Origin of the sequence: Alcaligenes sp. PF14 (assembly GCF_037150615.1) — a bacterium.
Classification (GTDB): domain Bacteria; phylum Pseudomonadota; class Gammaproteobacteria; order Burkholderiales; family Burkholderiaceae_B; genus Alcaligenes; species Alcaligenes phenolicus.
Genome location: NZ_JBAGRS010000003.1, coordinates 423,926 through 438,201 on the forward strand (window position 1 = coordinate 423,926; position 14,276 = coordinate 438,201).

The 14,276-nt window shown below is 57.1% G+C and carries 11 protein-coding genes; 7 read left to right on the top strand and 4 right to left on the bottom strand.

What is annotated here, in order from left to right:
• The first annotated feature begins 80 nt into the window (after window positions 1-80).
• The 3 genes from lpdA (at window position 81) to WFM49_RS08965 (ending at window position 4,216) form a co-directional block, all read left to right on the top strand.
• Window positions 81-1,508 carry a dihydrolipoyl dehydrogenase gene (gene lpdA / locus WFM49_RS08955; protein WP_009457672.1) on the top strand — a complete coding sequence of 476 codons (1,428 nt, stop codon included), beginning with the start codon at window positions 81-83 and terminating at the stop codon, window positions 1,506-1,508.
• Between the two features lie 217 nt (window positions 1,509-1,725).
• On the top strand, window positions 1,726-2,817 hold the full coding sequence (gene zapE, locus WFM49_RS08960; protein ID WP_336972929.1) for a cell division protein ZapE: 1,092 nt from the start codon (window positions 1,726-1,728) through the stop codon (window positions 2,815-2,817).
• A gap of 76 nt (window positions 2,818-2,893) precedes the next feature.
• Complete coding sequence (locus WFM49_RS08965) at window positions 2,894-4,216, top strand: tryptophan--tRNA ligase (protein ID WP_022983551.1); 1,323 nt, start codon at window positions 2,894-2,896, stop codon at window positions 4,214-4,216.
• A 383-nt stretch (window positions 4,217-4,599) separates the two neighbouring features.
• Here WFM49_RS08965 and WFM49_RS08970 read toward each other — a convergent pair whose 3' ends face one another.
• The 3 genes from WFM49_RS08970 to WFM49_RS08980 all read right to left on the bottom strand — a co-directional run bounded on the left by WFM49_RS08970 (window position 4,600) and on the right by WFM49_RS08980 (window position 8,359).
• Window positions 4,600-5,259, bottom strand: a complete 660-nt coding sequence (locus WFM49_RS08970) for a CatB-related O-acetyltransferase (protein WP_009457660.1) — start codon at window positions 5,257-5,259, stop codon at window positions 4,600-4,602.
• Window positions 5,260-5,494: 235 nt separating this feature from the next.
• The gene (locus WFM49_RS08975) at window positions 5,495-6,007 is read right to left on the bottom strand and encodes a hypothetical protein (RefSeq protein ID WP_009457658.1); all 513 of its coding nucleotides are present in this window, start codon (window positions 6,005-6,007) and stop codon (window positions 5,495-5,497) included.
• A gap of 3 nt (window positions 6,008-6,010) precedes the next feature.
• Window positions 6,011-8,359, bottom strand: a complete 2,349-nt coding sequence (locus tag WFM49_RS08980; protein WP_336972884.1) for a Tex family protein — start codon at window positions 8,357-8,359, stop codon at window positions 6,011-6,013.
• 160 nt (window positions 8,360-8,519) lie between these two features.
• On the opposite strand from WFM49_RS08980, the gene WFM49_RS08985 reads away from it, so the two are divergent.
• On the top strand, window positions 8,520-10,574 hold the full coding sequence (locus WFM49_RS08985; RefSeq protein WP_026484303.1) for an ATP-dependent DNA helicase: 2,055 nt from the start codon (window positions 8,520-8,522) through the stop codon (window positions 10,572-10,574).
• Between the two features lie 130 nt (window positions 10,575-10,704).
• On the opposite strand, the gene WFM49_RS08990 is transcribed toward WFM49_RS08985, so the two are convergent.
• Window positions 10,705-11,184, bottom strand: a complete 480-nt coding sequence (locus WFM49_RS08990; protein WP_009457651.1) for a hypothetical protein — start codon at window positions 11,182-11,184, stop codon at window positions 10,705-10,707.
• A gap of 358 nt (window positions 11,185-11,542) precedes the next feature.
• On the opposite strand from WFM49_RS08990, the gene WFM49_RS08995 reads away from it, so the two are divergent.
• The 3 genes from WFM49_RS08995 to dctP are packed head-to-tail and all read left to right on the top strand — an operon-like array spanning window position 11,543 to window position 14,271.
• A complete protein-coding gene (locus WFM49_RS08995; RefSeq protein WP_031233022.1) occupies window positions 11,543-11,908 on the top strand; it encodes an ethanolamine utilization protein EutQ in 366 nt (121 codons plus the stop codon).
• A complete protein-coding gene (locus WFM49_RS09000; RefSeq protein ID WP_254499587.1) occupies window positions 11,905-13,230 on the top strand; it encodes an NAD(P)/FAD-dependent oxidoreductase in 1,326 nt (441 codons plus the stop codon). Before WFM49_RS08995 ends, WFM49_RS09000 begins: the two co-directional genes overlap by 4 nt.
• Window positions 13,231-13,278: 48 nt before the next feature.
• Entirely contained in the window at window positions 13,279-14,271 is a 993-nt protein-coding gene (gene dctP, locus WFM49_RS09005; protein WP_336972885.1) for a TRAP transporter substrate-binding protein DctP, read from the top strand.
• Window positions 14,272-14,276: the final 5 nt, after the last annotated feature.

The window sequence follows — 14,276 nt, forward strand, 5'->3', positions numbered from 1 at the left end:
GGTTGGCGTTCGCCACCTGATACTTTCCCGCCCGACTTCCGGGCGGTCCAGCGTGCCTTTTCACATTTATGGGATTTTTTATGGCTAAGCAATTTGATGTTGTCGTGATTGGTGCAGGCCCTGGTGGCTACATCGCCGCCATCCGTGCTGCTCAACTGGGTATGAGCGTCGCTTGCGTGGACGCATGGTCCACCGCTGAAGGCAAACCCGCTCCTGGCGGTACTTGCACCAACGTTGGTTGCATTCCTTCCAAGGCCTTGCTGCAATCGTCCGAGCACTTCGAGCACGCCAATCTGCATCTGGCTGATCACGGTGTGGACGTCAAGGGCGTATCGCTGAATCTGGACAAGCTGATCGGTCGCAAAGACGTGGTCGTCAAGCAGAACAACGACGGCATCCTGTACCTGTTCAAAAAGAACAAGGTCACTTTCTTCCACGGCACCGCTTCCTTTGGCGCCAAGGTTGACGGCGGCTGGTCGGTGAACGTGGCCGGTGCCAACGCTGAAGAGCTGGTTGCCAAGAACGTCATCATCGCTACCGGTAGCTCGGCTCGTGCCTTGCCCGGTGCCGAGTTCGACGAAGAGCAAATTCTGTCCAACGACGGCGCACTGCGTCTGCCCAAGGTTCCCAAGAAGCTGGCCGTTATCGGTGCCGGCGTGATTGGTCTGGAACTGGGTAGCGTGTGGCGTCGCCTGGGTGCCGAAGTGACCATTCTGGAAGGTGCTCCCGAGTTCCTTTCCGCCGTGGATCGCGACGTTGCCAAGGAAGCCCTGAAGGCTTTCACCAAGCAAGGTCTGAAGATCAATGTGGGCGTGAAAGTTGGCGAAATCAAGAAGTCTGCCAAACAGGTCACCATCAACTACGTGGACGCCGCTGGTGCCGAGCACAAGCTGGAAGCCGACAAGCTGATCGTATCCATCGGCCGTGTGCCTAACACTGCCGGTCTGGGTGCAGACACCATCGGTCTGAAACTGGACGAGCGCGGCTTCGTGGTTGTGGACGACGATTGCGCCACCAGCCTGCCAGGTATCTGGGCGGTGGGTGACGTGGTGCGTGGTCCTATGCTGGCTCACAAAGCCGAAGAGGAAGGTGTGGCTGTGGCCGAGCGTCTGGCTGGTCAGCAGCCCCACGTCAACTTCGACACTGTACCTTGGGTTATCTACACCTCGCCCGAAATCGCTTGGGTTGGCAAGACCGAGCAGCAACTGAAGACCGAAGGCCGTGCTTACCGCGCTGGCAGCTTCCCCTTCCTGGCTAACGGCCGTGCCCGCGCACTGGGTGACACGACCGGCTTTGTGAAGGTTCTGGCGGATGCCAAGACGGACGAAGTTCTGGGCGTGCACTTTGTGGGCCCTGTGGCTTCCGAGCTGGTGGCTGAAGCTGTTGCAATCATGGAATTCCGTGGCGCGTCGGAAGATATCGCCCGTATTTGCCATGCTCACCCAACCCTGTCCGAAGCCCTGAAAGAAGCGGCCTTGGCAGTGGACAAACGCGCTCTGAACTTCTGATAGACTTTCAGGGTGTTGTTGGAAAAGGGCGGGCACAGGCTCGCTCTTTTTTTCGTCACGAAAGGCTGATCACAGCAGTCCGTAGCGGTTGCGATGCGTGAGATAATTGACCGCGCAGTATGCTCAGACCCTGCATCAAAAGCGGTGCTGCTGTGGATCGCAGTGCATGCTGGCAGACTACTACCTGTCTTGGACAGGTTCTTTTATTTTCAGTGATATGAATGTTCGCGAGTATTACCATCAGGCTTTAGCGGAAAAAGGCTACCGTGCCGACCAGGCACAGGAGCAAGCTATAGACCGGCTGCAACGCTATTACGACGAGTGGGTAGAGTTTCGCAAAATGCGCTCCAGCGCCTTGCGTCGTATGTTCTCCCGCCCGGAGGTGCCGCGTGGTGTGTACCTGTGGGGTGGGGTCGGGCGCGGCAAGAGCTTCCTGATGGACGCCTTCTACCTGACGGTGCCGCTCAAGCGCAAAACTCGGATTCACTTCCATGAGTTCATGCGCGGCGTGCACAAAGAGCTGAATCAGGTCAAAGGCATGAGCGATCCCTTGGATGAGGTCGCCAAACGTATCGCCAAGCGTTATCGCCTGATCTGTTTTGACGAGTTCCACGTCTCGGATGTGGCCGATGCCATGATTCTGTACAAGCTGCTGCTGGGTCTGTTCGAGCGCGGTACGTCCTTTGTGATGACCTCCAACTATGAGCCTTCCACCTTGTATCCGGAAGGCCTGCACCGCGACCGCATCTTGCCTGCGATTGCGCTGATCCAGAAGAACATGGATATCATGAACGTGGATACGGGCGTGGATTATCGCCGTCGTGCTCTGGAGCAGGTGAAAACCTATTTGACGCCATTGGGCCCGCAGACCACCACAGAGCTGCAATCAATGTTCACCGCCTTGTCGGACACGGCCCCTCAAGAGCCGGTGCTCAGTATTGAAAACCGGGATGTAAAAGCGGTCGCCTTGTCCGGTTCAGCCGTCTGGTTTGATTTCGAGACCCTGTGCGTCAGCCCACGTTCGCAAAACGACTATCTGGAACTGGCGAACCGCTTCCAGACCGTGATTTTGTCTGACGTACCTCGCATGACGGCGCGTGATGCCTCTGCGGCGCGACGCTTCACCTGGCTGGTCGACGTTTTTTACGATCACAAGGTGAAGTTCATCATGTCCGCAGCGGTGCCTGAAGAAGAATTGTATGTGGATGGCCCTATGGCCAATGAGTTCCACCGTACTGTCTCGCGTTTGATGGAAATGCAATCGCGGGAGTACCTGGAGTCAGAACGGCGCCAGGCAGTTATTTTGTAGGATGCTGGGCGCGGCCACTGGCCACGCGTCTGATTCCTGAACCCTGACACGTAGTTTTATAAGCGTATTTTTTATCATGACGACACGAGTACTGACCGGCGTTACAACGACCGGTATTCCACACTTGGGTAATTATGCCGGGGCGATTCGCCCTGCTATCCGTGCTAGCCAGCAAGCCGATGTCGACGCATTTTTCTTCATGGCGGACTACCACGCCCTGATCAAATGTGACGATCCGGAGCGCGTAGCCATTTCGCGCCGTGCGATTGCTGCTACCTGGCTGGCCTGCGGCCTGGATGTGGAAAAAGTAACGTTCTACCGTCAATCCGATATTCCGGAAATTCCGGAGCTGTCCTGGATGCTGGGTTGCGTAACCGGCAAGGGCTTGATGAACCGTGCCCACGCCTACAAGGCTTCTGTCGACAAGAATGAAGCGGCGGGCGTAGAGCCTGATGATGGCGTCACCATGGGCCTGTTCAGCTACCCCGTACTGATGGCGGCCGACATCCTGATGTTCAATGCCCACAAGGTGCCCGTGGGCCGGGATCAGGTGCAGCACCTGGAAATGGCACGCGATATCGCCAAGAGCTTCAACCACCTGTATGGCCGTGGCAAGGAGCTGTTTGTATTGCCTGAAGTGCAGGTGGAAGAGGACGTGGCCCTCTTGCCTGGTCTGGATGGCCGCAAGATGTCCAAGAGCTACGACAACACGATTCCTCTGTTCGAGGGTGGTGCCAAGGCACTGAAGGCAGCCATTGCCCGCATCGTGACGGACTCCAAAGGTCCCGGCGAGTCTAAAGATCCCGATGATTCGCACCTGACGGCCTTGTACAAGGCATTTGCGACACCCGAGCAGACCCAGGCCTTTCGTCAGCAGTTGATCGACGGCATGGCCTGGGGCGAGGCCAAGGATGCCTTGCATCAGTTGCTGGAAGCCATGATTGCGCCCATGCGTGATCGCTACGAAGCCTTGATGGCTCGTCCCCAGGATATTGAGGATTTGCTGCAAGTCGGCGCGCGCAAGGCTCGTGCCTACGCTACTCCCTTCATCCATGAATTGAAGGCGGCCGTGGGCCTGCGTGACCCCTTGAGCGTGGCAGTTAGCAAGACTGAAGCCAAGGCTCGTAAAGCTCGTTTTGTGAACTTCCGCGACGAAGACGGCACCTTCCGTTTCCGCCTGCAAGATGCTGCTGGACAAGAGCTGTTTCTGTCTCGCTCTTATGCAGACCCAAAACAGGCTGGTGTGGCGATCAAGGCACTGCAGACTGCGGCTTTTGCCGAAGTTGCCAAGCAGGAAGGTCAGGAGTTGCAAATCCATTGTGCCGGTGAAGAAGTGGCACGAGTATCGGCAGATCTGCGTGATGCCGTTGCAGCCGCTTTGGATTCGATGCGCGACTAAGTGGTTTGTCTACTGTGGGATTGATCGGCTGTTCAGGATTGATGCCGCAGTGGAGGCAGCAAGCTTCTTTGAGCAGCAACGCTTCAGCTTGAAGATTGCTTGAAAATGAGCAGCCCCAAAAGAGAGACCTATCTCACTTTTGGGGCTGTTCTTTCTGCGTTGTATTGAACGTGTGCAGAAGATCAAAGCTGGAGCTTGGCTTGAGCTTGCTCGTGTAATCGGCTTTGGCCTTAAATTCATTCTTGAAATCAGGTCAGGTCAAACCAAGCCAAAACAAACCAAGCCAAACCAAGCCAAACCAAGCCAAATCAGATCTGATTCGAACGTGAACTCTGAATTCTGAGCCCGAAATCTGGATTCGGACTTAAGAGCTGGACTTGAGCCTAGGCCAGTCGCCCTTGGGCTTTGGACTTCTGATCCCAGTCCTGGCTGGCCAGCTCCAATGCTGCAATATCTTCTGCGCAGATCACATCTCGCAACGCCGTGAATTTCTCTTCCGACCAGTCGTAAATCTTCAAGGCCAATAGCCGGTCAATCGCTGCGTCCTCAAAGCGCTTGCGCACCGGCACAGCTGGGTTGCCTGCCACAATCGTATACGGGGCCACATTCTTGGTGACCAGTGCACCCGAGGCAATTACGGCACCTTCACCAATGACCACGCCGGGCATGATCATGGCCCGCATACCGATCCAGGCACCGTCATGGATGTAGGTGTCACCTTTGCCAACGTAGGCCTCCGTAATTTTGTCTACGAAGGGATACAGGCTGAACCAGTCCATGCGGTGGGTGTGATTGCCACCCATCAGGATGACGGCCTCGGCACCGATGCAGACGTAGTCACCGATGTGGAGCTGGTCCACTGGCCATTGCGAGGTCCATGCCTTGAGGCTGTACTCGTCCCCGTACAGGTAACGCACCACGCTTTCTTCAAAACTGCCGGTCCAGGCATGGCTGTAGTAGCTGTGCGTGCCACGCACATGGATATTGGGGTTGGATACGGTTTCGTGCAGGAGTTCGACCTGCGACCAGTGTTTTTGCTCCATGTTTTTCCTTCTGGACCTTGCCGCGCTGGAACTGACTTTGCGCCGGTCCCGGCAAAGTGGGTGTTCATGTTTGGGCCAAGCAGCCAAGCGAGCACAAGAGGCTCGCTTGCTGATGTTGATGGCGGGACTAGACTAATGCGCTTTGAGCTGCTTGGCATTCAAGCGGGCCAAAAGCATCAAGCCCTGCATGAATGCTCACGCAGGGCTTGGTGTGTTTAGGCCGGGATTGCTGGCCTTATTCGGCTGGCTGGGCAGGAATATCCAACTTTTCACACAGACTCAGGATTTCCTCCAGGTTCTCGCGTTTGACCACGATCAGCTGAAACTCCTCGTCATAGCTTTGGGCAAATTCCAGCAGGCAGTAGGAGGGGTGAAACTCCTGCAACTGCTCGTTCGCCCATTGGAAAAAGCCGTCCACGTCCTGAAAAGGCATGTCGTCGTAGGGAAAGGCGGGCAGATCCTGGCTTTCAAAGGCAGCCAGAATCTCTTCCCACAGTTCGTCCACGGTATCGGCCAGAGCCAGATAGTCGTCCAGCTCGTAGCTGATGGCCAGGATCAGAGCGCCATCCGGATCGTGTTCCATCAAGTTCTGGGCGTGCTTGCCATACGCCTCACCCATCGCTGTCGGGCTGGCGCTGGCTGTCAGCACGGACTGGCTGATGGCTGCAATATCCTGTTCCTTCTGATCAAATCCGGTCAGCAGATTGAGCAGACGCGTCAGTTGGGAAAGGCGCTCGGTCTCAGTCATGGCTTATCTCCGAAGTTTGCTAAAGGCGGCTGCCATAGCACCTGTCGGTGCCGGTTCAGCTTGCCGGTTGGGGCGATTGTTTCCGGAACGGCGCTGGGGTGCGTTGCTGGTGTTGCTGGAACCACGCACAGGGCCGCTGTCGTCGTTCAGGCGCATGGTCAAGCCGATACGCTTACGAGCTACATCCACTTCCTGGACTTTAACCTTAACGGTCTGCCCAACGCGAACCACATCACGCGGATCTTTGACAAAGGTCTCGGACAGGGCCGAGATATGCACCAGACCGTCCTGGTGCACACCCACGTCCACAAAGGCACCAAAGTTGGCCACATTGGTGACCACGCCTTCCAGAATCATGCCGGGCGTCAAATCGTTCAGGGAGTTGATGCCTTCCTGGAACTTGGCGGTGGTGAATTCAGGGCGAGGGTCGCGACCGGGCTTTTCAATTTCATTAAAAATATCACGCACGGTGGGCAAACCAAAGCGTTCATCCGTGAAGTCCGAAGGCGACAAGCCTTTCAATGCGCCGGATTTACCCATGACATCGCTGGCTTCGGTTTGCAGGCGCTCCAGAATGCGGGCGGCAACCGGGTAGGCTTCGGGGTGAACTGCCGAGGCATCCAGAGGGTTGGCTGCACCGGGAATACGCAAAAAGCCCGCTGCCTGTTCAAAGGCTTTTTCACCAAAGCGCGGCACTTCACGCAACTGCTTGCGGCTTTGGAAGGCACCGTTTTCGTCACGCCAGGTGACGATGTTTTTGGCCAGCGTGTTGTTCAGGCCGGAAACGCGCGCCAGCAGGGGAGCAGAGGCGGTGTTGACGTCCACACCCACGGCGTTCACACAATCCTCAACTACGGCGTCCAGGCTGCGAGCCAGTTCGCGCTGGTTCACGTCGTGCTGGTACTGACCCACACCAATGGATTTGGGGTCGATCTTGACCAGCTCGGCCAGTGGGTCTTGCAGGCGGCGGGCAATAGAGACGGCACCGCGCAGGCTGACGTCCATATCCGGGAATTCTTGTGCGGCCAGTTCAGAGGCGGAGTACACCGAAGCGCCCGCCTCGGACACGACGACGCGGGTCAAAGGCAACTGCGGGAAAGCGGATTGCAGGTCGGCAACCAGTTTCTCGGTTTCGCGTGACGCTGTGCCGTTACCAATCGCCACCAGTTCAACTTGGTAGCGAGTCGCCAGGCCGGCCAGGGTACGAATGGCGCCTTCGCGGTCACGACGGGGTTCAAAGGGGTAGACGGTGGCGGTATCCAGCACCTTGCCGGTTGCATCGATCACAGCGGCTTTTACGCCGGTACGAATACCTGGGTCCAGGCCCAGAACGGCTTTATTGCCAGCGGGGGCTGCCAGCAGCAAATCGCGCAGATTGGCGGCAAACACGCGGGTGGATTCTTGCTCGGCTTCTTCGCGCAGACGGCCAATCAGTTCGGATTCGAATGCTGTCAGCAACTTGACGCGCCAGGTCCAGCGGCAAACCTCGGCCAGCCAATGGTCGCGTGGGCTGGCGTCGGCGGAAAAGTCAGCGCCAATATCGGTCAGCTCGGCGACTTTCAGTACACAAGGGTGGGGCAGAAGCGCATCCTGCTCGGGGTTCAGGCCCAGGCGCAGGTCCAGTGCACCTTGCTGACGACCGCGCAACAAAGCCAGTACACGGTGAGAAGGTAGTTGGCGCAGCGCTTCGTTAAAGTCGAACCAGTCGCGGAACTTGTCGCCTTCCTGTTCCTTGCCTTCGGCAACCTTGGAGTACAGGTGAGCGGACTTCCACAGATAGTCGCGCATGGCTTCCAGCAGATCGGCCTGCTCGGCAAAGCGTTCGGCCAGAATGTCGCGGGCACCGTCCAGGGCGGCTTTGGTCGTGTCGATCTTGGCTTCGGCATTCAGATAGCCTTCGGCCAGCGCCACAGGGTCTGCATCCTTCTGGGCCAGAATGGCGTCCGCCAGCGGCTCCAGGCCGGCTTCGCGGGCAATCTGGGCACGGGTACGGCGCTTGGGCTTGTAAGGGGCGTACAAGTCTTCCAGACGCTGCTTGGTGTCAGCCGCCAAAATGGCTTGCTCCAGCTCGGGCGTCAGTTTTTCCTGCTGGCGGATCGATTCCAGAATGGCATGACGACGCGATTGCATATCGCGCAAATAGATCAGGCGCACTTCCAGATCACGCAGGACATTATCGTCCAGGCCGCCGGTAGCTTCCTTGCGGTAACGGGCAATAAAAGGGACCGTGGCCCCGTTGTCCAAGAGCTCAACCGTAGAGGCGGCTTGTTGGATGCGGATGTTCAGTTCAGAGGCCAGTAGCGCCAGAATCTGTTGGTGATCCTGTTGCTGGGCGAGGGTTTCCACAGTCATTTCAGTTATGGGTCCATCGTTGTAAAAGGGTCTGCAAGCGCCGCATTTTGCCATAAAGACCGGCAGCGACCCAGAATTGGCAGGTATCATCTTGTATGTATTCCACTGTGATTGTAGACAGTTCTGTCATTCGTCACCTCTCCCTGAGCGGTTTTGCCCCATGTTGTTGCAGGATTATTCCGATATCTTTTCTCCCCAAGGCCCTCTGGCAGAGTCTGTCTCGCACTATCGTCCGCGGCAGGCTCAGCTGGAGCTGGCCCAAGCCATCAGCGAGACGGTTGCCGAGTCCGGTGTATTGATTGCCGAGGCTGGTACCGGAACGGGCAAGACCTGGGCCTATCTGGTGCCTGTGTTCATGCAAGGTGGCAAAGCCTTGGTCTCGACCGGTACGCGCACCTTGCAGGACCAATTGTTCCGTCGGGATATTCCCCACCTGCGCAAGGCGCTGGCCTTGCCGGTGGATGTGGCCTTGCTCAAGGGGCGCAGCAACTACGTTTGTCATTACCATTTGGAACGATTGGGGCAGGATGACCGTGCCCTGAAGTCCCGTGCGGAAATTGCTTATCTGCGGGCCATCCAGCTTTTTACGGAGCGCAGCCGTAGCGGCGACAAGGGTGAGCTGGCCGAAGTCCCGGAAGACGCGGATATCTGGCACCGAGTCACTTCCACACGCGATAACTGCCTGGGACAGGATTGCCCCTTTGTGCGCGACTGCTTTGTGATGAAGGCGCGCCGTCATGCCCAGGATGCGGATGTAGTAGTGGTGAACCATGCTCTATTCATGGCGGACCTGGCCTTGCGCGAAGAGGGTGTGACGGATTTGCTGCCTAGCGTGGATCTGGTGGTGTTTGACGAGGCACACCAACTGCCCGACGTGGCCACCCGTTTTCTGGGTAGTAGCGTGTCCTTGTATCAATTGACGGATTTGTGTCGTCAGATAGAAGCGGCGGGTCTGGCCCAGGCGCGCGAGACCGTGGACTGGAGTCAGGTGGCGCGCAAGCTGGAGCAAGCTGCTCGGGATTTGCATTTGCGCACCGCGTCGCTGGCCGCCCAAGGTGGCCGTGCCACTTTTCAGGCCTTGCCCGAGCCCGAGCTTTTTGACGAGGCGCTGGAGAATTTGCTGGAGACCTTCGACAAGGTCATCAAGATGCTGGCCATGGTGGCTGAGCGCCATCCTGATCTGACGGCGGCGCATAAAAGCGCCTTGGAGTTACGTGCGCGCTTGTTCCAATGGAGCCAGCCGGATCGTCAAGGCCGCCACGCCTATTTGCCAGAAAGTGAAAAAGACGAAGACCAGCCCGACGAGTTCGTGCGTTGGGTAGAAAGCGGTCAGCACTATCTGCGCCTGCACAGTGCCCCTTTGTCGGTGGCCAAGATTTTCTCGCGCTACCGAGGCAAGGAGCAGTCCTGGGTGCTGACCTCAGCCACCTTGTCGGTGCATGGGGATTTCAACCACTTCAAGCGACAGTTGGGCTTGTTTGATGCTCGCACCGAAGCCTGGGCTTCGCCGTTCGACTATCCGAACCAGGCGTTGTTCTACGTCCCCAGCACCTTGCCGCTTCCTAGCCATCCCAACTTCAATCAGGCCTTCGTGGATGCGCTCATTCCGCTGATCAAGGCGGGTCAGGGTGGTGTGCTGGTGCTCTGTACCACCTTGCGCTCGGTCGAGCGGATTGCAGATATGCTGCGGGACCGATTTGATCGGGAAGACATCGAACGCAATGTGTTGCGCCAGGGGGAGCGTTCACGGCAAGTTCTGCTGGACGAGTTCCGTGCCCGTGGTAATGCGGTTTTGGTGGGAAGCGCCAGCTTCTGGGAAGGGATTGACCTGCCCGGTGATGCCTTGACGCTGGTTGCTATCGACAAGCTGCCCTTTGCTCCGCCGGATGATCCGGTGCTGGAAGCGCGTATCAAGGAGTGCAAGGACAGGGGCGGTAATCCCTTCATGGAATATCAGTTGCCCGAAGCCGCCATTGCCTTGAAGCAAGGGGCAGGGCGTTTGATTCGTACCGAACGTGATTGGGGCGTGCTGATGGTGGGCGACACCCGTATTGTCGAGAAGCCCTACGGCAAATTGCTGTGGCGTGGTTTGCCCCCCTTTGCGCGTACTCGTGATCCTGCCCGTGCCTTGGCGTTTCTGCGGGAGCAGAAAGCCAGGCGGCAGAGTGCTCAAGCCAGCGATGTGGAACTGAACGACAGCTCTGAACAGGCTTGAGAATACGGCTTGTATTCCGTTTGCCTTGGCTTGGACTACACGCTTGTAGAAGCTTGAGGCAGAGGAGCAGAGGAAATAAAGCCAGCCGCTCCCTGTGCAGCCCACCGCGGGCTGGCTTTTTTATATAAATCTAGGGCAAGGACTCGTCTGCGATGATGTCCTCTGCCACCAAGCCCCACAAGAACAGATCGGGCGTGCCAGCACCTTCCAGATTGCCCTCTATCTGCTGCAGCACGGACATGATGGCGCTGCGATTGCTGACTGCCTCAAATGCTTCCCGAGTGATAGGCGGATACCAGCCCTGCTTGAGTACAGCGACAGCCATGGCCAGCGCCATGGAAAATACATGCTGGCCCAGCATGGAGACTTGGACCGTTTCGCCTGCGCGATTGCGCACATCAAACATCTGCTCTTCATCAGGCAGCTTGGCACCCAGACGCCAGGCCAGTGCCAGCCCGAAGGCTTCGGGAATCATTACGCAAAGCTTGGTCGCACGGACTTCTGACAGGCCGCTGGCTTGCAGTTGAGTGATGCATTCGTCAATGCTTTGCTTCGCTGCCAGGACAGGAATGGCTTGCAGCACCTGTTTTTCTGCTTGTTCGTGATTCATGGTGTCTGCTTTAAGAAGGAGGCACGTCCGGGGACGGGGAAACGGTGGCGAGGAAAAGTGTGGTGCATGTCCACACTTGTTCAGAAATCAACAATCCATTCTGCTGATTTTGCATCCGGGTAATTTTAGCCAGGATCCTCAGCACGAGGCCCGTCAAAAAAACGGTTTGCCGCTCCATGAGAAACATCATTCCGAAGGGTGCTTGTGACGCCGGCTTCATTGTTTAAATGTAAAACACTTGACTGCCGAACGCAGGGTAATCCCCATCCTCCAATAGATTGACTCCCCAAATCTGGCTCATTACCATCACAGCATACAACTATGTATGTTCTAAATCCACTTGTGTTTGGTGATCCTAATGACGACAGAAAAGACTATGCCGCGGGTAATGCGTTTTGATGAGTTGGCCTTCCAGCCTCGACAGGAAAAGCCCGAGATGGCACAACTGGCCGAGATCGTGGGAGAACAGGACGGTACGCCTTTAAGTGCCGGTTATGCCCGCTTGAGCAAGGCACGGATTGAATGGACCGTCCTGTATGACGAAGTGGTCACGGTGATTGAAGGCAGCATCAACATTCACACCCCACAAGGAGTGTTGACGGCTGGGCCTCTGGATTGCATCTGGCTGCCTGCTGGCACACCCTTGATTTACGAAACAGAATCCGCCTTGATTCATTACTGTCTGCATCCCAGCAACTGGGCTAGCGCACGGACGGCCGCATGAGCATCCGGAAAATCACGCGCTTGCCGGAGAACGACAAGACCAATGGGTGGAGTCGGCTGCTGACTCCTCGTACCCCCAAACCGTCCCTGGCTAAAGACATACAGGCGGATTGGGTGATTGTCGGTGGTGGTCTGGCCGGTTTGGCCGCCGCCCGTCGTCTGGCAGAGAACCGCCCCGGTGACAGCATCGTGGTACTGGAAGCGGATCAGGTGGGCGAGGGTGCTCAAGGTCGAAACTCCGGCTTTGCCATTGATAGCCCCCACAACGTGGGTAGCTCGATGGGCGAGCTGGATGCCGCGCGTTCGCATCTGCGCCTGGCACGTACGGCGATTGCATATCTGAAAACACAGGTAGAGCGTTACGGCATTGAATGCGACTGGAGTCCCATCGGTAAGTTCCACGCTGCGGTCTCGCAAGAAGGCGTAGAGAAAACACTGAAGCCGACGCGTCAGGTTCTGGATTCCTTGCAAGAGCCGTACGAATGGCTGGACGGCAAAGCCTTGCAGGACAAGTTGGGGTTCACGCATTTCCGCACAGGCATTTATACCCCCGGTACCGTGTTGCTGAACCCGGCGGGTCTGTCGCGTGGTCTGGCCGACAACATGCCTCCCAACGTTACCGTCTACGAAAAAACGCCTGTGCTTTCTGTGCAGCAAGGTGATGGCGTCACGCTGGAAACACCCGGTGGCAAAGTGCGTGCCGGCAAGATGATTCTGGCTGTGAACGTGTTTGCCGAGCAGTTCGGTTTTTACAGCGGCAAGCTGATGCCGATGGCGGCTCATGCCAGCCTGACCCGCTGCCTGACGGAAAGCGAACAGCGCGAGCTGGGTGGTTTGCCCAGTTGGGGATTGACCCCCGCCAATGCCTTTGTGGGCATCACCATGCGTCGAACCAATGACCAACGCATTCTGATCCGCCAGCACATGACTTACGCGCCCAATTTGCGCAGTGATGATGAAAGCCGCCGCCGCGTGCGCATTGAGCACAAAACCCTGTTTGACGAGCGTTTCCCGAATCTGAAAAACGTGGAAATGGAGCACACCTGGACCGGCTTTATCTGCTTGTCCCGTAATGGCTCCCCAGGCTTTGGGCAGGTGGCACCGCATGTGTATTCCGCGGTGTGTCAGAACGGGGTGGGTCTGACCAAGGGCACGATTTCCGGCATGTTGGTCGCCGATCTGGCTTGCGGTGTGGACAATCCCTTGATTGCCGATATGCAGGCTTTGGGGCAACCCGATGCCTTGCCGCCACGTCCGTTTCTGGATGTGGGTGTCCGGGCCCGTTTGGGCTGGGAGTTATGGCGGCACCGGGCGGAAGCCTGATAGCCGACGTTTGAACAATAAATTTAAAAGACATACCCAGGAGGAGTTATGAAGCTTTTGAGCAAGACCTTGCTGACGGTGATGTTCAGCCTGAGCGCGGCCACCGTGTCCGCACAGACCATGCGCATTGCAACGGACTCGGGCGCGCAAGGCTCGCCTAGCGGTGATGCAATCGAGAAATGGGCTGCGCTGATCAAGGAGGGTACGCAAGGCGCGGTGTCGCCACGCGTTTTCTATCAAAACCAGTTGGGTGGTCAGGAAGAGGTGTTCGACCAGCATGTAGCCGGTGATGTGCAGTTGATGCTGAACTGGCCCATGACTTCCTACGACAAGCGCATTGCGGTGATCTACACGCCCTACATGTTCACCACCTGGGAAGAAGCCTTGGCCGCGTACCAGCCCGGTGGCTGGTTGAATGAAACGCTGGACGGTATCTACAAAGAGAACGGCTTGAAGTTCTTCGGTGCCTGGCCTGAAGGATTCAATGGCGTCGCCACCAAAGGCAAACATGCGGTGACGGTAGAAGACGCCAGGAACATCAAGGTACGTGTTCCCCCGATCTCCATGATGCAGCAGTCCGTGCAAGCCATGGGTTACCAGACGGCAGCCATTGACTGGGGCGAAGTGTTTACGTCAATTCAGACCGGCGTGGTGGATGGCGATGCAGCCAACGTCATTTATTACGACTACGAATATTTCCGTGACACGCTGGATTACTACGTGCGCAGCAAGCAGCAGTTCATTACCGGCGTGTTGTCCATGAACCTGGAAGCCTGGGAAGCCTTGAAGCCCGAGCAGCAGGAAGTGATTCAGGCCTCGGCCATCACCATCATGCAAGATCAGTTTTCCAAGGCCCAGGTATCGGACGCGGCCATTGTGGAGAAGTGGAAAGCGCTGGGTAAAACCTACCTTGAGCTCGACAAGGATCAACTGGCTGCTTTGGGCACCCATGTGCGTGCCAAGGTCTGGCCTGCGATGCACGCTGAAGTGGGCGACAGCATCATGGCCCATATCGAGAAAAACGCCTCGGCTCTCAAGTGAACACC

Coding starts and splice junctions, on each gene's coding strand:
- dctP (WP_336972885.1), top strand. CDS start 13,279: ATGAAGCTTTTGAGCAAGACCTTGCTGACGGTGATGTTCAGCCTGAGC.
- WFM49_RS08975 (WP_009457658.1), bottom strand. CDS start 6,007: ATGACTGAGACCGAGCGCCTTTCCCAACTGACGCGTCTGCTCAATCTG.
- zapE (WP_336972929.1), top strand. CDS start 1,726: ATGAATGTTCGCGAGTATTACCATCAGGCTTTAGCGGAAAAAGGCTAC.
- WFM49_RS08985 (WP_026484303.1), top strand. CDS start 8,520: ATGTTGTTGCAGGATTATTCCGATATCTTTTCTCCCCAAGGCCCTCTG.
- WFM49_RS08980 (WP_336972884.1), bottom strand. CDS start 8,359: ATGACTGTGGAAACCCTCGCCCAGCAACAGGATCACCAACAGATTCTG.
- WFM49_RS08990 (WP_009457651.1), bottom strand. CDS start 11,184: ATGAATCACGAACAAGCAGAAAAACAGGTGCTGCAAGCCATTCCTGTC.
- WFM49_RS08995 (WP_031233022.1), top strand. CDS start 11,543: ATGACGACAGAAAAGACTATGCCGCGGGTAATGCGTTTTGATGAGTTG.
- WFM49_RS09000 (WP_254499587.1), top strand. CDS start 11,905: ATGAGCATCCGGAAAATCACGCGCTTGCCGGAGAACGACAAGACCAAT.
- WFM49_RS08970 (WP_009457660.1), bottom strand. CDS start 5,259: ATGGAGCAAAAACACTGGTCGCAGGTCGAACTCCTGCACGAAACCGTA.
- lpdA (WP_009457672.1), top strand. CDS start 81: ATGGCTAAGCAATTTGATGTTGTCGTGATTGGTGCAGGCCCTGGTGGC.
- WFM49_RS08965 (WP_022983551.1), top strand. CDS start 2,894: ATGACGACACGAGTACTGACCGGCGTTACAACGACCGGTATTCCACAC.